The 19928-nt window shown below is 72.6% G+C and carries 21 protein-coding genes; 12 read left to right on the forward strand and 9 right to left on the reverse strand.

Going from position 1 to position 19928, the window contains the following annotated elements:
* Nucleotides 1–241: 241 nt before the first annotated feature.
* The gene (locus STRTU_RS32445) at nucleotides 242–640 is read left to right on the forward strand and encodes an ArsR/SmtB family transcription factor (RefSeq protein WP_159748654.1); all 399 of its coding nucleotides are present in this window, start codon (nucleotides 242–244) and stop codon (nucleotides 638–640) included.
* Nucleotides 641–852: 212 nt separating this feature from the next.
* Nucleotides 853–1113: a DUF6126 family protein gene (locus STRTU_RS32450; protein ID WP_246241570.1), complete on the forward strand. Its 261-nt coding sequence runs from the start codon at nucleotides 853–855 to the stop codon at nucleotides 1111–1113.
* On the opposite strand, the gene STRTU_RS32455 is transcribed toward STRTU_RS32450, so the two are convergent.
* Nucleotides 1082–1825, reverse strand: a complete 744-nt coding sequence (locus STRTU_RS32455; protein WP_159748656.1) for a CDP-alcohol phosphatidyltransferase family protein — start codon at nucleotides 1823–1825, stop codon at nucleotides 1082–1084. The genes STRTU_RS32450 and STRTU_RS32455 overlap by 32 nt on opposite strands.
* A gap of 166 nt (nucleotides 1826–1991) precedes the next feature.
* Here STRTU_RS32455 and STRTU_RS32460 point away from each other — a divergent pair, with 166 nt between their 5' ends.
* From STRTU_RS32460 to STRTU_RS32480, 5 genes are all read left to right on the forward strand, one after another.
* Nucleotides 1992–2978 (forward strand): zinc-dependent alcohol dehydrogenase, encoded by a 987-nt coding sequence (locus tag STRTU_RS32460; RefSeq protein ID WP_159748657.1) that lies wholly within the window; start codon nucleotides 1992–1994, stop codon nucleotides 2976–2978.
* A 76-nt stretch (nucleotides 2979–3054) separates the two neighbouring features.
* The gene (locus STRTU_RS32465) at nucleotides 3055–3453 is read left to right on the forward strand and encodes a 6-pyruvoyl trahydropterin synthase family protein (RefSeq protein ID WP_159748658.1); all 399 of its coding nucleotides are present in this window, start codon (nucleotides 3055–3057) and stop codon (nucleotides 3451–3453) included.
* Entirely contained in the window at nucleotides 3450–4568 is a 1119-nt protein-coding gene (locus STRTU_RS32470; protein ID WP_159748659.1) for a glycosyltransferase family 4 protein, read from the forward strand. Before STRTU_RS32465 ends, STRTU_RS32470 begins: the two co-directional genes overlap by 4 nt.
* Nucleotides 4565–5431, forward strand: a complete 867-nt coding sequence (locus STRTU_RS32475) for a class I SAM-dependent methyltransferase (RefSeq protein ID WP_159748660.1) — start codon at nucleotides 4565–4567, stop codon at nucleotides 5429–5431. Before STRTU_RS32470 ends, STRTU_RS32475 begins: the two co-directional genes overlap by 4 nt.
* Nucleotides 5431–6561, forward strand: a complete 1131-nt coding sequence (locus STRTU_RS32480) for a lysylphosphatidylglycerol synthase transmembrane domain-containing protein (protein ID WP_246241571.1) — start codon at nucleotides 5431–5433, stop codon at nucleotides 6559–6561. Before STRTU_RS32475 ends, STRTU_RS32480 begins: the two co-directional genes overlap by 1 nt.
* A gap of 3 nt (nucleotides 6562–6564) precedes the next feature.
* Here STRTU_RS32480 and STRTU_RS32485 read toward each other — a convergent pair whose 3' ends face one another.
* Together STRTU_RS32485 and STRTU_RS32490 are read right to left on the reverse strand one after the other, a co-directional pair.
* Nucleotides 6565–7410, reverse strand: coding sequence for a RibD family protein (locus STRTU_RS32485; RefSeq protein WP_159748662.1), 846 nt, complete (start codon nucleotides 7408–7410; stop codon nucleotides 6565–6567).
* Nucleotides 7403–8170 carry a creatininase family protein gene (locus STRTU_RS32490; protein WP_159748663.1) on the reverse strand — a complete coding sequence of 256 codons (768 nt, stop codon included), beginning with the start codon at nucleotides 8168–8170 and terminating at the stop codon, nucleotides 7403–7405. The genes STRTU_RS32485 and STRTU_RS32490 overlap by 8 nt, the downstream gene beginning before the upstream one ends.
* Before the next feature lie 124 nt (nucleotides 8171–8294).
* On the opposite strand from STRTU_RS32490, the gene ribA reads away from it, so the two are divergent.
* On the forward strand, nucleotides 8295–8975 hold the full coding sequence (gene ribA, locus STRTU_RS32495) for a GTP cyclohydrolase II (protein WP_159749823.1): 681 nt from the start codon (nucleotides 8295–8297) through the stop codon (nucleotides 8973–8975).
* A 107-nt stretch (nucleotides 8976–9082) separates the two neighbouring features.
* Here the strand turns inward: ribA and STRTU_RS32500 are convergent, their stop codons facing one another.
* Together STRTU_RS32500 and STRTU_RS32505 are read right to left on the reverse strand one after the other, a co-directional pair.
* Complete coding sequence (locus STRTU_RS32500; RefSeq protein ID WP_159748664.1) at nucleotides 9083–9832, reverse strand: CbtA family protein; 750 nt, start codon at nucleotides 9830–9832, stop codon at nucleotides 9083–9085.
* 15 nt (nucleotides 9833–9847) lie between these two features.
* Nucleotides 9848–10066: a CbtB domain-containing protein gene (locus tag STRTU_RS32505; RefSeq protein ID WP_085923396.1), complete on the reverse strand. Its 219-nt coding sequence runs from the start codon at nucleotides 10064–10066 to the stop codon at nucleotides 9848–9850.
* 307 nt (nucleotides 10067–10373) lie between these two features.
* Between STRTU_RS32505 and STRTU_RS32510 the strand changes: the two genes are divergently transcribed.
* From STRTU_RS32510 to STRTU_RS32525, 4 genes are all read left to right on the forward strand, one after another.
* Nucleotides 10374–10946: a histidine phosphatase family protein gene (locus STRTU_RS32510; RefSeq protein WP_167539280.1), complete on the forward strand. Its 573-nt coding sequence runs from the start codon at nucleotides 10374–10376 to the stop codon at nucleotides 10944–10946.
* 170 nt (nucleotides 10947–11116) lie between these two features.
* Complete coding sequence (locus STRTU_RS32515; protein ID WP_159748665.1) at nucleotides 11117–11557, forward strand: SPW repeat protein; 441 nt, start codon at nucleotides 11117–11119, stop codon at nucleotides 11555–11557.
* Between the two features lie 749 nt (nucleotides 11558–12306).
* On the forward strand, nucleotides 12307–14130 hold the full coding sequence (locus tag STRTU_RS32520) for an alkyl/aryl-sulfatase (RefSeq protein ID WP_159748666.1): 1824 nt from the start codon (nucleotides 12307–12309) through the stop codon (nucleotides 14128–14130).
* A 98-nt stretch (nucleotides 14131–14228) separates the two neighbouring features.
* Nucleotides 14229–16262, forward strand: a complete 2034-nt coding sequence (locus STRTU_RS32525; protein WP_159748667.1) for an ATP-binding protein — start codon at nucleotides 14229–14231, stop codon at nucleotides 16260–16262.
* An 18-nt stretch (nucleotides 16263–16280) separates the two neighbouring features.
* Here the strand turns inward: STRTU_RS32525 and STRTU_RS32530 are convergent, their stop codons facing one another.
* Genes STRTU_RS32530 through STRTU_RS32545 form a run of 4 tightly spaced genes read right to left on the reverse strand, consistent with a single transcriptional unit; the run spans nucleotide 16281 to nucleotide 19919 of the window.
* Nucleotides 16281–17321, reverse strand: a complete 1041-nt coding sequence (locus tag STRTU_RS32530) for a serine hydrolase domain-containing protein (RefSeq protein ID WP_159748668.1) — start codon at nucleotides 17319–17321, stop codon at nucleotides 16281–16283.
* Nucleotides 17318–18241 (reverse strand): DUF6895 family protein, encoded by a 924-nt coding sequence (locus tag STRTU_RS32535; RefSeq protein WP_159748669.1) that lies wholly within the window; start codon nucleotides 18239–18241, stop codon nucleotides 17318–17320. Before STRTU_RS32535 ends, STRTU_RS32530 begins: the two co-directional genes overlap by 4 nt.
* Nucleotides 18238–19221 carry a DUF6895 family protein gene (locus tag STRTU_RS32540; protein ID WP_159748670.1) on the reverse strand — a complete coding sequence of 328 codons (984 nt, stop codon included), beginning with the start codon at nucleotides 19219–19221 and terminating at the stop codon, nucleotides 18238–18240. The genes STRTU_RS32535 and STRTU_RS32540 overlap by 4 nt, the downstream gene beginning before the upstream one ends.
* The gene (locus STRTU_RS32545; RefSeq protein WP_246241572.1) at nucleotides 19218–19919 is read right to left on the reverse strand and encodes a hypothetical protein; all 702 of its coding nucleotides are present in this window, start codon (nucleotides 19917–19919) and stop codon (nucleotides 19218–19220) included. Before STRTU_RS32545 ends, STRTU_RS32540 begins: the two co-directional genes overlap by 4 nt.
* Nucleotides 19920–19928 lie beyond the last annotated feature (9 nt).

Raw genomic sequence — 19928 nt, forward strand, 5'->3', positions numbered from 1 at the left:
CCGGGTGGTGCGCGGGCGGACGGCGGCGCTCCGGGCCGTATCCGTAGGCGGTTTGTCGACCACGCCCATTCAAGTCGCCCGCCCCCGTCGTCTACAGTTGCAGAATTCCGCAATTCAACAGATGACGCGACGGCCGTGCGGCCTGAACGCGGAGGACATGCGTGGGCGGTTTCGCCGAATCGGCAGGGGAACGGGTGTGTGCGGTGTGGTCCGCGGCCGGTCCCGGGAGCGGGGCGCGGATATGAACGGTGCGTGGCTTCCGGTCTGTCAGGCCAAGGCCGATTTCTTCCGGATGCTGGGCCATCCGGTCCGTATCCGGGTGCTGGAACTGCTCCAGAGCGGGCCGATGCCGGTGAGCGGTCTGCTCTCCGCGATCGGGGTGGAGCCTTCCGCGCTCTCCCAGCAGCTGGCGGTGCTGCGTCGCTCGGGCATGGTGACGGCCACCCGCAGCGGTTCCACCGTCGTCTACGAGCTGGCCGGCGGCGAGGTCACCGAGCTGCTGCGGTCCGCCCGCCGGGCCCTCACCGAGGTGCTCAGCGGACAGCACGCCCTGCTCACCGAACTCCGGCAGGCCGAGGCCGGCGCACGCCCGGCGGCCGACGGGGTGCCGGCAACCGGCGGAGTGGCGGCGGTCTCGTGATCCGCACGCTGCGCGCCACGGACACCGGCCGGACGGGAACGCTCCGTATACGCCCCACCGGGACCGGGTGATCGAGGATGTCCGGCGCACCACGGCGTAAGGGGCCGCCGCCCTGGCGGGCGGTCCGCTCCCGCACCTGTATACCCACCCCCTCCGGTCCGGGCACCGTACGGCCCTGCCGGGGGCGCCCGCCCGGCGGCGGGACGATCCGTATGGCACGGGGACACGGCCGGGCCTGCCCGGAGAGCGCCGCCCGCCCGCACACCTCGGCGCGCTGCGGTGTCCTGCGGCCCCGGGTGACCGCGATCCGCCCCGGCACCCAACTGGCGCGGCTGCCCGGCGCGGTGCTGTTCCCGCACCGCGCCCCACGGCGCAGCCTGTGGCGACGGGTGCTCCTTTACTTCGTCGTCAGCCATCTGCTGCTGGTTTTCCTGGCGCTCGTCATCTATCTGGGCCGGCACGCCGGGACATAGCGCCCCGACCGGCCCCGGCCCGGACCCCGCCAGGTGCCGCGGCGGTGCCGACCGTGAGCCCCCTGACCCGCCACAGCCAGCCGACATCACGCCCGAAGGACCAGACGAGCAGCGCCAGCGCCGCGCTCACCGCGATCGCCGCCGCCGTCCGCGGCAGAATCCCGGCACCGGCCACGACCAGGACGACGCCCTGCAGCGCCGCCACGGTCTTGCGGGCCATGCTGTGCGGCAGCGCACCGCGCAGCCACGGCCACCCCCAGGACGCCGCGACGAAGAGGTACCGCATGAGCCCGATGCACAGCACCCACGCGCCCAGCGGGACCACGAGATAGACACAGAGCACCAGGATGAGGAAGGCGTCGACCTCCATGTCGAAGCGCGCCCCCAGCGGCGTCGCGGTGCCGGTGCGCCGGGCCACCTGACCGTCCACCGCGTCCAGGACCAGTGCCACGGCGGCGAGGGCGACCAGCACCGCGACCGGCGCCCGCCGCTCGAAGGAGTCGGCGACCAGCGCCGTCACCCCGCCGACGAGGATCGTGCGGGCCAGGGTGACGCGGTTGGCCATGCCGAACGACGGGGTCCACGAGCGGCGCAGCGCGACGGTGAGCACGACCCAGGTGGCCACGGCGAACACGGTGCCCGTGAGCCACCCCACGGGGCTCAGACCGGCCATCCGGCAGAGCGCTTCGAGCAGGAGCAGCTGCACTCCCATGCCGGCCGTAATGTCCGGTCCGAACGGCCTTGTGTCGTCACGTTCTTGTACGGCCACCATGCCTCCCGGGATGTGTGGCGGACTGAAGAGGTGCCGCGTATGGTGACGGCGTTCTCATGATCCCCAGCATCGACGAATCATCGCCGGAGCGTCCAGGAGGATTGCGATGCCGCGCGTCGCTTGTGCGTTTTGGCTAAACGCTCCAGGTCAGGGTGAAATCCGGACGGTACCGCTGCCGGACCCCGGTGCCGATGAGGTGCTGGTGCGCACGCTCTGTTCCGGAGTGAGCCGCGGAACGGAGACCCTGGTCTTCCGCGGCGGCGTCCCCACGAGCCAGCACTCCCTGATGCGAGCACCCTTCCAGGAAGGCGATTTCCCCGCACCCCTCAAATACGGCTACCTCAATGTCGGTGTCGTCGAGGAAGGGCCGTCCGCCCTGCTGGGCCGCACCGTCTTCTGCCTCTACCCGCACCAGACGCACTATGTCGTCCCGGCGAGCGCGGTCACTCCGGTACCCGACTCCGTCCCCGCCTCGCGGGCCGTACTGGCGGGCACGGTGGAGACCGCGGTGAACGCCCTGTGGGACGCCGCGCCGCTGGTCGGCGACCGGATCGCGGTGATCGGCGCGGGCATGGTGGGCTGCGGCGTCGCCGCGATCCTCGCCCGCTACCCGGCGGTCCGGGTGCAGCTGGTGGACGCCGACCCCGCGCGGGAGGCGACCGCCAGGGCACTGGGCGTGGACTTCGCGCTGCCGCAGGACGCCCTGGGCGACTGCGACCTCGTCGTGCACGCCAGCGCCACCGAGCAGGGGCTGACGCGCGCGCTCGAACTGCTCGCTCCGGAAGGCACCGTGATCGAGCTGAGCTGGTACGGAGACCGGCAGGTCAGCCTGCCGCTGGGGGAGGCCTTCCACTCCCGCCGGCTGGTCGTCCGCAGCAGTCAGGTGGGCGCGGTCTCCCCGGCCCGCCGCGCCCGCCGCACCTTCGCCGACCGGCTCGCCCTCGCCCTGGACCTGCTCGCCGACCCCGCCTTCGACGCGCTGATCACCGGCGAGTCCGCCTTCGAGGAGCTGCCGGAGGTACTGCCCCGGCTCGTCTCCGGCGATCTCCCGGCGCTGTGCCACCGCATCCGTTACGGGCCGGCGGAGGGCTGAAACCCCCTTCGACAACGCCCTGAATTCGCCCCGGCGACACCGCCACTGAGACCGACATCACACCGGAGGAACGGCCTTGTTCAGCATCACCGTCCGCGATCACCTGATGGTCGCCCACAGCTTCCGTGGCGCGGTCTTCGGCCCCGCGCAGCGTCTGCACGGCGCGACCTTCATCGTGGACGCGACCTTCCGCCGCGAGCAGCTCGACGCCGACAACATCGTCGTCGACATCGGCCTGGCCACCCAGGAACTCGGCGCCGTGGTCGGGGAGCTGAACTACCGCAACCTCGATGACGAGCCCGCCTTCGCTGGTATCAACACCTCCACGGAGGCCCTGGCCAAGGTCATCGCCGACCGCCTCGCCGACCGCATCGAGGCGGGCAACTTCGGCGAGGGCGCCCGCGAACTGGCCGGGATATCGGTCACCCTGCATGAGTCGCATATCGCCTGGGCGACGTACGAGCGCACTCTGTGACCCGTACCGGCGCCCCCGCGGCGGAGCGGGTGGTGCACTTCATCCTGCCCGGCGACCTGGACGACCCGGCGGCACCCAGCGGCGGCAACACCTACGACCGCCGGGTGTGCCGCGATCTCCCTGCCGAGGGCTGGCAGGTCCGCCCGTACCCGCTGCCCGGCAGCTGGCCGCGGCCGGACGCCGCCGCCCGCACGGAGCTGGCGCGGCGGCTGGCGGCGCTGCCGGACGGCGCGGTGGTCCTCCTCGACGGCCTGGTGGCCTGCGGCGTCCCCGAGCTCCTCGCCCCCGAGGCGGCACGGCTGCGGATCGTCGTCCTGGTCCATCTCCCGCTCGGCGACGAAACCGGCCTCGACCCCGCGCCGGCCGCGGAGCTGGACGCCCGCGAACACCGCACGCTGCACACGGCGGCGGCCGTCGTGGCCACCAGTGACTGGGCCGCCGGCCGGCTCATCACACACCACGGACTGCCGGCCGCACGAGTCCACGCCGTCCGGCCCGGCGCCGACCCGGCGCCCCTCGCGCCCGGCACCGACGGCGCCACCGGACTGCTGTGCGTCGCCGCGGTCACCCCGCGCAAGGGACAGCACCGCCTGATCGAGGCGCTGGCGACCGTCACCGATCTGCCGTGGCGCTGCGCCTGCGTCGGCGCGCTCGGCCGCGACCCCGGGTACGTCGCCCAACTCCGCAGTACGGTGGCCACGTTCGGCCTCGATGACCGGATCACCTTCACCGGGCCACGGGCGGGCGCCGACCTGGAGGCTTGCTATGCCGCCGCCGACCTGCTGCTGCTCACCTCGTACGCCGAGACGTACGGCATGGTCGTCACCGAGGCGCTGGCGCGCGGGATTCCCGTGCTGGCGACGGCGGTGGACGGTGTACCGGAAGCCGTCGGGCAGGCCCCCGACGGCAGTGTGCCCGGCCTGCTCGTACCGTCCGGCCGGTCCGCGGCGCTCGCCGACGCGCTGCGCGGCTGGCTCGGCGATCCACAACTGCGGGACCGGGTCAGAAGTTCGGCGCGCGGACGGCGTGCCATGCTGGAGGGGTGGGAGATGACGTCGCACAGTCTGGCCGGAGTGCTGGAACGGGTTCGGCACCAGCCCCGGAGCGCGCCATGAGCGCGCCCGAGAGGCCCCGATTCGCCCCGCGGTGGCTGGAGTTGCGGGAGCGCGCCGATGCCGCTGCTCGCGCCCCTGAGCTGCTGCGTCCGCTACAGGCGTGGCTGGCGAAGCGGCACGCCCCGGAGGGCCCGCCCGGCAGCCTGGTGATCCGCGATCTCGGCTGTGGCATCGGCTCGATGGGACGCTGGCTCGCCGTCCGGCTGCCCGGTCCGCAGCAGTGGGTCCTGCACGACCTGGACCCCGCGCTGCTCGCCCTCGCCGGTGCGCGGATGCCGGTAACGGCCGCCGACGGTACGCCCGTTGACGCCACGACCGCACGCGGCGATCTGGCCGACCTCACCGCCGACGACCTCGCGGGCAGCTCTCTGGTCACCGCCTCCGCGCTGCTGGATCTGCTCACCCGCGAGGAGGTGGAAGACCTCGCCGCGGCCTGTGTGGGCGCGGGCAGCCCGGCGCTGTTCGCCCTCTCCGTCGCCGGACGGGTCGAGCTGACCCCGGCTGACCCGTTCGACGCCGAGATCGCCGATGCCTTCAACGACCATCAGCGCCGCACGGACCAGGGCCGCGCCCTGCTCGGTCCGGACGCGATCGCGGCGGCGGTCGCGGCCTTCGAACGGCGAGGGGCGACGGTGCAGGTGCAGTCCAGCCCCTGGCGGCTCGGCTGCGCCGAATCCGCGCTGATCGCCGAATGGCTTCGCGGCTGGGTCGGTGCCGCGCACGCCCAGCGGCCGGAGCTGGCGCCCGAGGCCGTCGCCTATCTCCGCCGGAGGCTGGAGGAGTGCGCGGCGGGGGACCTGACCGTCGCGGTGTACCACACCGATCTGCTGGCGCTGCCCCCGCAGCCGTCCGGGAGCGAGTGATGAAGTCCCGCTGGGCCGCATGGCTGAGGATGCTCGCGGGGCTGGCGATCCTGGTGGCGCTGGTGTGGCATCTGGGCTCGCAGGCGTTCCTGGACGGGCTGCGCCGGATCGACGCCGTCACCCTGCTGGCCGCGCTCGCTATCGGCGTGCTGACCACGGTGTTCAGCGCCTGGCGGTGGTCTCTGGTGGCCCGCGGCCTCGGTCTGCGGCTGCCACTCGGCCGTGCCGTCGCCGACTACTACCGGGCGCTGTTCCTCAACGCGGCGCTGCCCGGTGGGGTGCTGGGCGATGTGCACCGCGCCGTGGACCACGGCCGCACCTCCGGCAACCTCGGCCGGGGCGTGCGCGCGGTGGCCCTGGAACGGACCGCCGGCCAGGTCGTGCTGCTCGTCACCGGCGCGGTGGTGCTGCTCGTCCGGCCGTCGCCGGTCCTGGCGCCGGTCGCCCGCTTCGTGGCCTCGCCCGCCGTGGCGCTGACCGTGGCCGCGGCGGGCCTGCTGGTGTGCGGCGCCGCCGTCCGGCTGCGCCGTCGCCGGGGTGCCTCCCGCGGTGAACGGGCCCTGCGCACCGTACTGGCCGAGGCACGCCAGGGCCTGCTGGCCCGCGGCGTCTGGCCCGGCGTCGCGCTCTCGTCGGTGGCGGTCCTGGCGGGCTACCTCGGGATGTTCGTCCTGGCCGCCCGGGTCGCGGGCGTCACCGCACCGACCGCCGAACTCGTGCCGCTGGTGGTGCTGGCGCTGCTCGCGATGGCGCTGCCGCTGAACGTGGGCGGCTGGGGTCCCCGGGAAGGCGTCGCCGCCTGGGCCTTCGGGGCCGCCGGACTGGGCGCGGCACAGGGACTCACCACCGCGGTGATCTACGGCGTGCTCGCCTTCGCCGCCAGTCTCCCGGGGGCCGCGGTGCTGCTGGGGCCTGCACTACGGCGGGCCGCTCCGCTCCCCGCCGCCCAGCCGGAGGCGTCCGGTGCCGTAGCTCGCCCGGTGGAGGAGCTTCCCCGCACCGGCACTACGGGGATGCCCCGGCAACGCGGTGCGGAGGTCCCGTCGGCGATGGCCGGGGGAGCGCGGTACCGGACGGCGCGGGCCCACCGGGAGCGGAGCGATCCGCCCTGGTCCGCAGGCCCGCACTGATCCTCAGGTCCCGTCCGCTTGCCCGCCGGAAGGCTCAGCATCCGGCTCCAGCGTGAACTCGAAGAGCGTGTCCTGGCCGAGCAGAGCGCGGCGCAGCGGCGGCCGGAGCGCTTCCCGCATCACCGGTGTGCCGGGAAAACGAAGGCCGGGGATGCCGTCGCCGAGCAGAACCGGGGCGACGGTGACATACAGCCGGTGCAGCGCCCGCTCCCGCAGAAACCGCGAGACGGTGACCCCGCCGCCCTCGATCAGCACCCGGCCCAGCCCGCGCCGCGCCAGCGCCGTCAGCAGCCGCTCCGGGGCGAACGCGGCCGCGTCCGGCAGTATCAGAACCTCGGCCCCGGTGTCCCGGGCCATCGGGGCGGCATCCGGCCCCACCACCCACAGCGTCGGCGCCGCACCGTCCGTGAACACCCCGCTGCCGCGCGGCACCCGGCCCCGTGGATCGAGCACCACCCGCACCGGGTTGTCGCCCGCACAGGCGCGTACGGTCAGCCGCGGATCGTCCGCCACGGCGGTTCCGGCCCCGACGAGCACCGCATCGGACAGGGCGCGCAGCCGGTGCAGATGGCAGCGGTCCTCCGCGCCGGTGACATAGTCGGCATCGCCGGTACGGGTCGCGATGAAGCCGTCCAGGCTCTGCCCTAGCTGGGCGAACGCGATCCGTGGACCGGCCAGGCAGAGCGGCAGATAGCGGTCGGCGAGCTCCGCCGCCTCGGGGGTGGCGGGCCGTCCCCAGCGCAGTGCGCCGTCCCCGTCCGTCACCAGCCCGGCGGCGAGCGCGTCGTCCGCCGTACGGATACGCCGCAGCCGGTCCCAGGCGGCCGCCGCGTCGAGCAGCTCAGTCATCGGCCGCGTCCTGGTCCTGGCCCTGGTCACCGAACAGCGCCAGATATTCACCGAATGCCTCGGCCAGTCCGGCCAGCAATTCCTGTCCCTTCCGCGCGGACGCCAGCGAGGGCCGCCCGATAACGCCGGATTCGGTATAGGCCGACATGCCGAGCGTCAGCAGGTGCTTTCGGCCATCGGCGACGCAATCAGCTGATTCATAGCCTTCCTTGACCAATTCGGGATGGGAATGCAGCAGAATGGACGTCTCGACCTCTCCTGCGTGCATATCGGTGTGCGAGGGTGTCTCCACCCCGGCCCGGGTGCGCGCCGCGTCCCAGTCGGCCGAACCGGGGAACAGTGCCATCCGCACACCACGCCCCGCGGATTCCTGAACGACATTGCGCAGGACGTAATTTCCGCCGTGTCCGTTGACAAGAATCAGGGTGTCGATACCGGACCGATGGAGCGAGTCGGCGATGTCCGTGACGACCGCGTGCAGGGTGCGGGCGGAAATGCTGACGGTCCCCGGCCAGGCGGCGTGCTCCTGCGAACAGGACACCGTCAGCGGCGGCAGCACCTGGACCGGACGGCCTTCGGCCACTTCCCGGGCGATGGTGCAGGCGATCACGGTATCGGTGGTCAACGGCAGGAAGGCACCGTGCTGTTCGAAGCTGCCGATGGGCAGCACGGCCATCACCGGCCGCCGTGCCCGTACGTCCTCCGTGGTGTCCGCCGGCAGCGGGCCGGGGGCCGAAGTCGGATGTCCCGAAGCGGTCATGGGATGCTGCGGCCTTTCGTCGCCGACTCGCGGAGTCGTGGTTGTCACGGCGTCGCAGCATACTTGTTGTCATGGTGAGTGAGTTCTGCCGATCTTTTACCCGCGCGGGTACGATCGCGCCATGATGGACCCCGAGGAATCTGCCGGCCCCGACCTCCGTGTCGCAATCGATGATGCCTTCGGCCAAAAGCCGGGCGTGGAACAGGTGGTGACGGTCAGGCTGCCCACGACCTATGGTGAATTTCTCGCCGTAGGCTATCTGGACCGCCGTAGCGGAATCGAGCAAGTGGCCCTGGTGCACGGCGATGTCGTGGGGGAGCCGGTGCTGACCCGGGTGCATTCGGAATGCCTGACCGGGGATGCCTTCGCGTCCACCCACTGTGAATGCGGTGACCAATTGTCCGCGGCGCTGCATGCGATCGTGGCGGCCGGGCGCGGCATTCTCGTCTATCTCCAGGGCCATGAGGGCCGCGGTATCGGGCTGCTGGCCAAGCTCCGCGCGATGAAGCTGCAGGAGGAGGGGCTGGACACGGTCGAGGCGAATATCGCGCTCGGGCTGCCGGTCGATGCCCGGGAGTACGGCGTCGCCGCGGAGATTCTGCAGGATCTCGGCGTCCGGTCCGTGCGGCTGATGTCGAACAATCCGCGTAAGCGCGAGGCCCTGCTGCGGCACGGGATCGCCGTCGCCGAACAGGTCCCGCTGCTGATGCCGCCCGGTGTGGAGAACATCCGCTACCTGCGCGCCAAACGGGAGCGACTCGACCACGATCTGCCGCACTTGGACAGCATCCCCGGCCTGTCCTGACGGCCGCACCCGGCCGGACGGCGCCCACGCGCTTCCCGCACGCCGTGAGGGAGGGCACGCGACGCGGAGTCGCGGACCTTCCCTCGGAGGTGCGGGCAGTCGGCGGATCAGGAGACGGCGGGTGCCGCCTCGGCCGCGGGGGCCTCCTGCCGCGCCGGTACGACGCGCTCCGCGAGGTGGCCGAAGAGCAGCCCGAAGGCGGTCCACAGCACCAGTTGGATGGCGAGCGCCGACATCCGGAACTGCCAGAGCAGCGTGCCGGGGAAGCCCTCGGGCACATTGTCGTAGGCCGGCAGGAACGCATAGGCGAGGCCGATGGCGACCACGAACGCGCCGCCGGCCGCCACCGTGGCGTACCAGTTGCCCAGCTTCGGAGCCAGCCGCCGGCCGAGGATCGTGGCGGCGACGGCCAGCAGGATGCCGAGCAGCATCATCAGGAAGAACAGGGCGGTACGGGTGCCGATCGTGTCGGGGTCACCGACGGCGGGCGGATTGGCCGGGTACTTGAGGAACGGTACGAGGTAGACGGCCACCAGCGCCGCGCCGGAGAGCAGCACTGCCGTGGTGCGGGCACCGAACCGGCCGATCCGCCCCAGGGCGAAGCAGAAGACCAGTGCGGCGATCCCGCCGAGTGCCACGCCGTAGACCAGTACGCCGGTCGCCAGCCCCGCCGTGGACTGCACGCCGCGGCTGACGACCTCCATCCCGTGTTCGTGGCTGTGTGCGTCCTCGAACGCGATGGCGGCATCCACCTTCGGTTCGCCCAGCAGATAGGCGACGACGAGGGCCAGGACACCGGAGGCGAGACCGGCGAGCATCCCGCGCACCAGAAGGGTTCTGATGGTGACGGAGTTCATGGGTGCGGGGTCCGATCAGTGGCAGGGGAAGCCGAGAAGGTGGCGCCCGTCGTGGACCCACTCATGGACCTCCGTGCCCGAGAGCAGCGAGGTGGCACCCTGCTCGGCGCCGATGAAGTAGAGCAGAACCAGCATCAGGACGCCGACGAACAGCGCCCACGGTGCGATGGCCTTGAGGGGGATCGGGGCCGGGGTGACGGCGCCGGCGGCCGGGGGTGCGATGGTCTGAGCCATGGCAGGACCTCCTGTGCGGGGGAACTCGCGTCCCTGTTCGTTGGAGTGCGTAACGACATGCCGGGTCTGGCTCGCCCGGTCCCGGCCCTGGGAGGCTGGTCAATAACCGGACATACAGTGGCGCGACCGCGCCGGGATCCCACCGGCTTCCGTCATGTCGTCGTCAATATCATCGGGAAGGTACCGCGAACCGACCCCCCGGCCAAGGGCACCGTGGGGGCGGAGAGGCGCAGGATGAGGCGCGTCTTCCGGACAACTCCCGTGTACGGGCGCGGGGTTGCCGTGGTATAGAGCGAAAGAAGAGGACATGACAACGCGGGTGATGTTGGTCTCACCGGCCGCGGGCGAGGCTCAGCGCGAGGTGCGCTTCGATGACGACGGGCCGCTCAGCGAGGCCGGGCTGCGCCGCGTCCGGGTCGCCGCCGGAGCGCTGCCGCCCGCCGACCGCGCCTTCGCCTCACCCTCCGTCCGGTGCCGCCGCACGGCCGAGGAACTCGGACTGTCGGTGCTGCCCGCGGGGGAGCTGGCGGGCTGCGCGATGGGCGGCTGGCGTGGCCGGACCCTGGCCGAGGTGGCCGACGCCGAGCCGGTCGCGGTCTCGGCCTGGCTCTCGGACCCGGACTTCAGCGGGCACGGCGGGGAGTCGCTGCGGCAGCTGTGCGACCGGATCGCGGGCTGGCTGACGCGGACGGCCGTGGACGCGGGCCGGGTGCTGGCCGTCGTCGAGCCGGATGTCGTACGCGCCGCGGCGGTGTGCGCCCTGGGGGTCTCTCCGGAGGCGTTCTGGCGGCTGGATGTGCCGCCGCTGACCGTGACCGAGCTGAGCGGCCGCGGCGGGCGCTGGAACCTGGGGCTGGGGCGGGAGCTGGGGCGCGGGTGACGGCGGTGCGCGCGGTGGCGCGGCGACCGTGCGACGGCCGTGCGGCGGGAAAACTTTACGATTCACCTGCTCCCTCATCTACACATAAAGGCGACATAAGCGCAGAATAAAGATGCGTGGCTCGATGTCACGTGGAACGGCCAGGCTTGCGAACGAAGGAGGCGAGTCGCATGGCCGACGTCTCACACCACAGGGGAGATCTCGCAGGTCACCCCGATGCTTCTGAGATGCAGGCACGGTATGAGCGGGTGCTCGGCGGGCGGGATGTCGTACTCGTCGACGGGCCGGTGCTCCTGGTCGGCCTGTATTGCGCCGTCTCACCGTGGATTCTCCACTTCTCCGGCGCACAGCCGTCGCTGGTGGCGCACAACCTCATTCTAGGTATCGCGATCGCCCTGATGGCGGTCGGATTCACCGTGGCGCCGGACCGGATGTACGGCCTGAGCGGTGCGATGTGTGCGATCGGTGTGTGGCTGATCATCTCGCCGTGGATCGTGGGCAGCTCTCCCGATGCCGGCGTGATCTGGAACAACGTCGTCATCGGCGTCCTGACCTTCCTGCTCGGTGCCATGTGTGTCGCCGCGGCGTCGAAGAGCCGCCGCGCCACTTGACCGCGCTCCCTATGGGGGCGTGAAAAGCCGCCGGCGCTTGCCTCTCATGGGGGCAGGTGACCGGCGGCTGGGTGTGTGTGGCGGGGCGGGGCGGTGCGGCTTACGGTGCCGGGCCCGGTCCGGCTTACGGTGCGGGGCCAGGTCCGGCCAGGCAGGGCCGGCCTCCCTAACGCCGCCGGTCGCGCTCCCTCGCCGAGAACTGCCCCAGCAGCCCGGCCAGCACCAGTCCGCTCGCCAGCAGCAGACCGTGGGCCAGCGCGATACCGGCGGCCAGGGTTCCCGCCGCGGCGACCGGCGCCAGCCAGGCGAAGCGGTGATACGGACGCGGCCGGGACGGCCGGCGTAAGGGCGGACGGGGGCGGTAGCGGCAGGCGGCACCGTGCCGGAACAGCTCGGTGAGCTCGCCGAAGGCGCGGTCGTCATGCGGGGACAGGGGCGTCCCTCCTCTCCCGGTCGCGCGACGTCAGCTGTCTGACGAAAGCGTCAACGGTGCAGTGCCACCTGCGTTGTTGTGCCCTGCCGTGCCCTGCCCGTAACGCCATGGAGCGGAGCGGTGCCGCTTCGGCGGGGTCTTCGGCCACGGCCTCCCGGCGGCGCGGAGGCCCCGCCGGACGGCCGCGGCCCGCTCGGCGGCTGCCCGCGCCCTGCCTCGGCGGCTCCCCGCACGCATGCGGCAACCCGGCACATTGGGATAATCGGTGACATGGGTCTTCGCAGTGTGGCCCGCCGCCCCGGAGAGGGAGCGCCCCGTGACCGCTGTACCCGTGGATGACCACGAAGACTTCGCCGATGCCGACCGTGGCTTCATCGCCGCGCTCGATCCGCCGCAGGTCACAGCGGACGACGGCCGGGTCATCTGGGACGCCGAGGGCTATGCCTTCCTGGCCGGAAACTGCCCCGACACCGCGCACGAGGGTCTGTGGCGGCAGGGCCGGCTGGTGAGCCGGCAGGGCCTGTACGAGGTCACCGACGGTATCTACCAGGCGCGTGGTCTGGACCTCTCCCATATGACGCTGGTCGAAGGCGACCACGGCGTCATCGTGATCGACCCGCTGCTCTCCGCCGAGACCGCCGCCGCGGCCCTGGAGCTCTACCGCAAGTACCGCGGCGACCGGCCCGTCACCGGCCTGATCTACACCCACTCGCACGGTGCGCACTTCGGCGGCGGATACGGCGTACTGCCGCCCGGCCACCACCCCGTGCCGGTGCTCGCACCGGCCGGTTTCCTGGAGCATGCGGTCAGTGAGGGCGTCTACGCCCGTACGGCGATGGCCCGCCGTGCCGTCTACATGTACGGGGCGGAGATCCCCAAGGGGCCGGACGGCCAGATCGGCTGCGGCCTGGGCGCCGCCCGCTCCACCGGCACCATGACCCTCATCCCGCCGACCGTCGACATCACCCGCACCGGCCAGGAGGAGATCGTCGACGGCATACGCCTCGTCTTCCAGCTCACCCCGGGCACCGAGGCACCCGCGGAGATGAACTTCTGCTTCCCGGCGCACCAGGCCCTCTGCCTGGCCGAGAACGCCACCCACACCATGCACAGTGTCCTGCCCCTGCGCGGCGGTGCCGTCCGCGACGCCCGCGCCTGGTCCCACTACCTGGGCGAGGCGCTCGTCCTCTTCGGCGACGAGGCCGAGGTCGCCTTCGCCTCCCACCACTGGCCGACCTGGGGCAAGGACCGCGTCAAGAGCCTGCTGGCCGACCAGCGTGATCTCTACGCCTACCTGCACGACCAGACGCTCCGGCTGCTCAACGAGGGGCTCTCCGGCGCCGAGATCGCCGAGGAGCTGCGGCTGCCGCCCGGCCTGGAGCGGAGCTGGGCGCAGCACGGCTACTACGGCTCGCTCAGCGACAACGTCAAGGCGGTCTACCAGCGTTACCTGGGATGGTTCGACGGCAACCCGGCCCATCTGTGGGAGCATCCGCCGGCCGAACAGGCCCGGCGCTATGTGGACACCATGGGCGGCATCGAGGCGACGGTGGACGCGGGCAAGCGCTACGCCGCCGACGGCGATCTGCGGTTCGCCGCCACCCTCCTCAACCACGCCGTCTTCGCCGCCCCGCAGAACCTCCGCGCCCGCCGCGAACTGGCCCTCGTCTACGAACGGCTGGGCTACGGCTGCGAGAACGGCACCTGGCGCAACTTCTACCTCACCGGCGCCATGGAACTGCGCGGCAGCCTCGCCGAGGCACCGGACACCGTCCACCCCGACCTCGCGATGGCCTTGCCCGTGGACCTGCTCATCGACTCGCTCGCCATCCGGATCGACGGCCCCCGGGCCTGGTCCACCGCGCTCGCCCTGGACCTCTACCTCCCCGACGAGGACCGCACCTGGCAGCTGACGCTCTCCCACGGGGCCCTCACCTACGTCAGTGCGCCCGGTGCCCCCACCCCGTCCGGCGAACGCACCCCGGATCTCACCCTCACCCTCACCAAGCCCCAACTGCTCGGCCTGCTCACCGGCAGCGGACCGGGAGACGCCGCCCAGCACGGCGAACCGGGCGCCCTGCACGAGTTCCTGGGCCTGCTCAGCACACCGCGTCCCACCTTCCCCGTCGTCACGCCCTGACGGAGCGGACGCCGCCCGCCCGGCTGCCGTCAACCTCGCGCCGCGGCCCGCTGCCACCACCGGTCCGCCGGACGCCGCGACTGGGGCAAACTGGCCCGGTGGCGAGCAACATTCCCGAGGAGTCGACCAGCTTCGTCGGCCGGCAGGCCGAACTGCGGCGGATCGACGAGGAGTTGACGGAACACCGGCTGATCACGCTCACCGGCCCCGGTGGGGTGGGCAAGACCCGGATCGCGATGCGGGCCGCGCGGGCGGCCGCGGACCGGTTTCCCGACGGGGTCTGCTGGGCCGGCCTGTGGCCCTTGCAGGGGGACGGACTGCTGGTGGCCAGCGTCTGCGATGCCGTCGGCCTGGCCGACCACACGGCGCGGACGCCGGTGGCCGCGCTGTGTGAATGGCTCGCCGACAAGCGGCTGTTGCTGGTGCTGGACTCCTGCGAACACCTTGTCGACGCCTGCCGGGACCTCCTCGGCGATCTGCTGACCGCCGCCCCCGCCGTGACCGTGCTGGTCACCAGCAGACAGCCGCTGGACATCGTCGGCGAGTGGACCACCGAGATCGGCCCGCTGCCGTACACCGGCGACAACGACGCCCTGACCCTGTTCACCCAACGGGCCGGAGCCGCCGCCCCCGGACTGCGGCTCGGCACCCCGCCGCACGCCCAGGCCGCCGCCGTCATCTGCCGCCGCCTCGAAGGCATCCCGCTGGCCCTGGAACTGGCCGGTGCCCAACTGGCGCACAGCACCGTCGAGCGCATCGCCGACCGCCTCACCTCCCGTTTCGACACCCTTGACCCCGCCGACGAACCCGGACGGCTGCCCCGGCACCGGACGCTGCGCTGCGCCATCGGCTGGAGCCATGAACTGTGCGCACCGCTGGAACGGCTGCTGTGGGCCCGGCTGTCCGTCTTCCGCGGCACCTTCGACGAGGAGTCCGCGAGTGCGGTGTGCGCCGGGGGGCCGCTCACCGGGCCGGGTGTGCGCAGCACGCTGGCCGCCCTGGCCGCCAAGTCGGTGCTCACCCGCGAGGGCACCCGCTACCGCATGCTCGACACCCTGCGCGAGTACGGCCGGATGTGGCTGGCCGAACTCGACGAGGTGACGGCCCTCGCCGACCGGCACGCCGCGCACTTCGCCGACTTCGGCCGCCGCGCCGAGCTGGGCTGGCTGGGCCCCGAACAGGTCAGCTGGTACCGCCGGGTCGCCGACGCCCATGTCGACCTGTGCACCGCGCTGGATCATCTGCTGGTCACCGACCCGGAACGCGCCCAGGAACTCACCGCCTCCATCGGCCTCTTCTGGACCTGCTGCGGCCATCTGCACGAGGCCCGCGACTACGGCGCCCGCGCCCTCGCCGCGCACCCCGGCCCGAGCCCGGCCCGCACCCGGGCACTGTGGGCGCTCGGCGTCGCCGTACTGCTCCAGGGCGATCTGGCGCTGGCCGACACCCTGGGCCTGGAGTGCGCCCGCACGGCGCGGATGTCCGACGACGCGGACGCGGTGCCGGAGGCCGGCTACCTCCTCGGCCTCACCCATCTGATCGCCGGCCGCCCGATGTCCGCGCACACCGTCTCGGAACAGGTGCTGGGCCCGCCGCCGCACGACCCGTTCGACTCTCCCGGGCGGCTGCGCTGCCGGCTCGTCCAGGTCTTCGCGCTCACCGGCCTGGGGGAGCTGGCACGGGCCCGTGCCGCGGCGACCGCACTGCGCCGCGGCTGTGTGGAGCGCGGCGAATACTGGACCCGCTCCTACACCGACTACCAGCTCTCGCTGATCTCGCTGCTCCAGGGCTGTCCCGAGGAGTCGGCGGACCACGCCCGCGCGATGCTCGCGGCCAAGCAGGGCATCGGCGACAAATTCGGCATCGCGCTCGGTCTGGATCTGCTCGCGGCCGCGGTCGCCGCCCAGGGTGACGGGGCCGCCGCCGCCCGCGTCTACGGAAGCGGCCAGGCCATCTGGCGCACCGTCGGGCATCCGCAGCGCGGCACCCCGGAGTTGCGCGCCGTCCGTGAGGAGTGCGAGCGGCGGGCCCGCGCGGCGATCGGCGACGCGGCGTATACGGAGCTCTTCGACCGGGCGAGCGAGGAACGCCCCGGCACCTCGCTCGCCCGGATCCTGGCCGGCGAGCTGTGACCGGCGGCGCTCCCCGGGTCAGGACTCGGGGGCGTCGGCCAGCGCGTACAGCAGCTCGTAAGCCGTACTGATCATTTGGCAGCTGCGGCCGCGGCGGGTGGCCAGCGCGACCAGGCCGGTGCGCGACGCCGGGTGGTAGCCGAGGAACGCCTGCTGGCCGAAGGTCGCCCCGACATGGAAGAACAGCGGCCCGTGCGCGGCGGGGTGCTGATACCACGTCAGGGTGTGGGTGTCGCGTTTCCGCCAGCCGCGGCGCAGCAGCGGTACCTGCACATCGCGCAGCGGCCCGGCCAGCGGGGTGTCCTCGGGGGAGAGGTGCGCTTCGAGATACGTCAGCAGATCGCCGGGGGTGGCACGGACCGAACCGGCGGCGACGAAGGCTCCCATGTCGGCGCTGCGCACCGGCGTCACCCCGTTCGTCCGGTGTCCGATGGCGTCGGTGCCGGTGGTGCCGGGACCCAGGGTCGTGCCGGTGAGTTCCAGGGGCCGCAGTACCCGGTCGGTGAGCAGCGCGGAGTAATCGGCGCCCGCGGCACGGGACATGGCCGGGCCGAGCAGCGCCAGCCCGAAGTTGGAGTAGCGCCAGCGGGTCCCCGGCCGGTGCCGCGTCCGGGTCCGGGCGAAGGTGTGCAGCAGCCGCCCGGTGTCGTAGCGGGCATAGCCGTTGGCGTACGGATGCACCAGCGCACCGGCGATCAGATCGGCGGGGATCCGCGGCAGTCCGGAGGTGTGGGTGGCCAGATGCCACAGGGTGATCTGACGGGAGTACGGATGCGGCAGCGGCAATTCCGGCAGATGGGCGGCGAGCGGATCGTCCAGGGCCAGCACACCGGACCGGGCCAGATCGGCCAGCAGCAGCACGGTGAACGTCTTGGACAGTGACCCCAGTTCGTAGCGCAGGGCATGCCGGGGCGTGGGCGGCGCCATGGCCGAACCGCCGGTCATCACGGTCCGCCGGCCCCGCCGGGTCACGGCCAGCACGATGTCCGGGGCGTCGATCAGGGTGACCGCGTCCGCGAGACGGTCGGCGAGCCCGGCCCCGGGGTGGTCGGGGCTCATCCGACGGCGGACAGGGCCCGGGACGTGGCCATCGCGGAGGCGAACGCGGCGACCAGGGTGGGGTGGTGGACCAGGTCGAAGACCCGCGCCGCGTCGCCCTGCGGCATCCGGCGCTGGATGGGCATCGCGCCGGTGGCGGACTGCGCGGCGGCGTAGCGCTCCCACAGCTCCGCGTCCAGGGTGGGCCGCGGCAGACAGGCGTCGACGACCAGGAGCTCGCCGAGCAGATCCCAGTGTTCGAGGTCCGCCCAGTCCTCCATCCAGGCGGGCAGATAGCGCGCCAGGTAGTCGGCGATGGCCGGCGGGATCTGCTCGGGGGCCTCGCCCCAGTTGGTGAGGTGGAAGACGGTGTGGGTGAGGTCGTAGGCGATGTGCAGCTGCACCGTCCACGGCTCCGGCAGCTGCCCCAGCCAGGTGCGCCCCACCGCCTGGTCGAAGTCGCTGCTGGGCGGCAGGCCGAGCTTGCGCTCCGCGTTGAGCACCCCGAGCCGCCTGTTGGGCATCATCTCCAGCGCCGTCCAGGTACGGGTGCGTCGGCACACCTCCAGCGCGGACTCCAGCCCCGGGTGCCGGTGGCCCAGTTCGTGGAAGGTCGCATAGACCTCCAGGGGCACCGGGGAGATCGGCTCGTCGTGCTGGAGCCGGGCCAGTACGTTGCCGCCGTCCAGCAGCTCCCGCCAGGTGAAGTCCAGCAGCTTCCCGGCCCGCTCCTTCTGACGGGAGCCGGCCACGCCCTCCCGGAACAGCACATGCATATTGAGCGCCAGCTCCCCGATGGGCTTGAGCCGCTCGACGACCGCGCCGTTGCTGGCGAAGTCGTCAGGGGTCAGCCGGAAGTGCTCACGGTGGTCGTCGAGCCAGGTCAGGGCCCGGTCGCCGACGCCGTGCAGCAGGGCGGGGGATGCGGCCGTCACGGTCACGGGGCAGTCTCGCTTTCGCAGGGGGTCCGGCCGCCCGCCGTCGCCGCGCTCCCGGCCGGGGGACCGGCCTCGGCCTCGTCGGAGGCGATACGGGCGAGGGTGGCGGCGAACGCGGTCACCAGGGTGGAGTGGTAGCAGGCCGTGAACGCCTCGGCCCGGTCGCCCGTGGACGGTGCGGCACCCATCTCGGGCACACTGCCGTCGGCCGCCTGGGCGCCGGCCAGCCGCTGCCAGGCCGCCGCGTCGTAGGGGGCCGCGGGCAGACAGGCCGTCACGGCCAGCAACTCGCCCACCAGGTCCCACAGTTGCTCCTCCAGCCAGTTCTCCAGCCAGGAGGGCACCCACAGCCGCAGGTAGTCGGCGAGTTCGGGGGAAAGTCGCTGCCGGTTGCGCCCCCAGTCGGTGAGGTGGAAGACGTCATGGGTGATGCCGTACGCCGCCTTGCGGTCCAGCGCCCAGGGCTCCGGCAGCCGGCCGAGGCCGGTCAGGGCGAGGACGGCGCCGAAGTCGGCGTGCCGATGCAGACCGATCCGCCGCTCCGCGTTGAGCACACCGAGCGTACGGGTGTGGTCCTCGCGGGCCACCCGCCAGCCGCGCAGCCGCGTCGTGGTCCGCGTCAGCGCATCGGCCTCGGCATGGCGCAGCCCGGCCTGCGCGAAGACTCCGTAGAGCTCCACCGGATAGGTGGCGAACGGTTCCCCGCGGATCAGCTCGGCGAACAGCTCACCGTCGCGGGTCTCGTTCCAGGCGAACGCGAAGAGCCTGCGGGCCGTCTGCCGGATGTCGTCCCGCGGGTGCAGTACCCCGATCAGCTGGGTGAGTTCGGCCAGCTCGCCCAGGGGTTTGAGGGTCAGATTGGGATCGGCGTCCGTGGTCACGTTCTCGGGCAGGCGGAAGAACGGGCGTGCCGCGTCCAGCCACCCCAGGCTGTCCCGGACCATCCGGTCCAACAGCCCGGGGTCGCCCCGGCCCGCGGTCACCAACCCCGTCCGTAGAAACGCTGGGCGGCCGCGATATGCAGCGTCACCCTCGGGTCACCGCCACCCATTTGACGGACGAACGCCAACCCGCTGTCCAGCCCCAGGCTCTCCGGCACCTCGGGCAGCCGCGCCAGCCAGCGGCCCAGGCCGGCCGCCTGCAGCCAGTCCCGGCGGCGTACCGCGCGGACGAAGCCACGGGCCAGATCGTCGGTACGGGTGGCCAGCCGCTCGGTGAGACCGGGCGCCAGACCCGGCAGCGCGAGCGCGGCAAGCTGTGACACCCGGTGAGAGAGTTTGGGCCAGGGGTCGTGGTCGACCCATTCGGCGGTGGCCTCGGGCGGCGGCGGCCAGTGCTGTGCGTTTCCGGGGAGAAACGCATGCGAGGCCTCAACCAGGCCCCGGTAGCTCCACACCGAGACCTCCGAGGCGTCCGCTCCCGGCGGATAGGCCGTGAGCGCCTGCCGGACCACCGCTTCATCGTCCGCGCCGACGGGCGCCCCGACCTGGTCCATCGCGTACGGCGCGAGCGCATCGGCGCCGAGCACCCGGATGGCCGCCGGAGTCAGCGCATCGCTCTGCCGCAGAATGCCGGACAACGCATAAGGGTCGCCCTCACCTCGCAGGGCGAGGGCGACCCCGGTTGCGGCATCGGCAATCACAGCGCTCAGCGGGACTGCTCCCTGCGTCTGTTCAGCCAACGCTTTCCC

Origin of the sequence: Streptomyces tubercidicus (assembly GCF_027497495.1) — a bacterium.
Classification (GTDB): Bacteria; Actinomycetota; Actinomycetes; order Streptomycetales; family Streptomycetaceae; genus Streptomyces; species Streptomyces tubercidicus.

Excerpts from the sequence above, each read along its gene's own strand:
- STRTU_RS32445 (WP_159748654.1), top strand. The coding sequence starts at position 242 with ATGAACGGTGCGTGGCTTCCGGTCTGTCAGGCCAAGGCCGATTTCTTC.
- STRTU_RS32450 (WP_246241570.1), top strand. The coding sequence starts at position 853 with ATGGCACGGGGACACGGCCGGGCCTGCCCGGAGAGCGCCGCCCGCCCG.
- STRTU_RS32455 (WP_159748656.1), bottom strand. The coding sequence starts at position 1,825 with ATGGGAGTGCAGCTGCTCCTGCTCGAAGCGCTCTGCCGGATGGCCGGT.
- STRTU_RS32460 (WP_159748657.1), top strand. The coding sequence starts at position 1,992 with ATGCCGCGCGTCGCTTGTGCGTTTTGGCTAAACGCTCCAGGTCAGGGT.
- STRTU_RS32475 (WP_159748660.1), top strand. The coding sequence starts at position 4,565 with ATGAGCGCGCCCGAGAGGCCCCGATTCGCCCCGCGGTGGCTGGAGTTG.
- STRTU_RS32480 (WP_246241571.1), top strand. The coding sequence starts at position 5,431 with ATGAAGTCCCGCTGGGCCGCATGGCTGAGGATGCTCGCGGGGCTGGCG.
- STRTU_RS32485 (WP_159748662.1), bottom strand. The coding sequence starts at position 7,410 with ATGACTGAGCTGCTCGACGCGGCGGCCGCCTGGGACCGGCTGCGGCGT.
- STRTU_RS32490 (WP_159748663.1), bottom strand. The coding sequence starts at position 8,170 with ATGACCGCTTCGGGACATCCGACTTCGGCCCCCGGCCCGCTGCCGGCG.
- ribA (WP_159749823.1), top strand. The coding sequence starts at position 8,295 with ATGGACCCCGAGGAATCTGCCGGCCCCGACCTCCGTGTCGCAATCGAT.
- STRTU_RS32500 (WP_159748664.1), bottom strand. The coding sequence starts at position 9,832 with ATGAACTCCGTCACCATCAGAACCCTTCTGGTGCGCGGGATGCTCGCC.
- STRTU_RS32505 (WP_085923396.1), bottom strand. The coding sequence starts at position 10,066 with ATGGCTCAGACCATCGCACCCCCGGCCGCCGGCGCCGTCACCCCGGCC.
- STRTU_RS32510 (WP_167539280.1), top strand. The coding sequence starts at position 10,374 with ATGACAACGCGGGTGATGTTGGTCTCACCGGCCGCGGGCGAGGCTCAG.
- STRTU_RS32515 (WP_159748665.1), top strand. The coding sequence starts at position 11,117 with ATGGCCGACGTCTCACACCACAGGGGAGATCTCGCAGGTCACCCCGAT.
- STRTU_RS32530 (WP_159748668.1), bottom strand. The coding sequence starts at position 17,321 with ATGAGCCCCGACCACCCCGGGGCCGGGCTCGCCGACCGTCTCGCGGAC.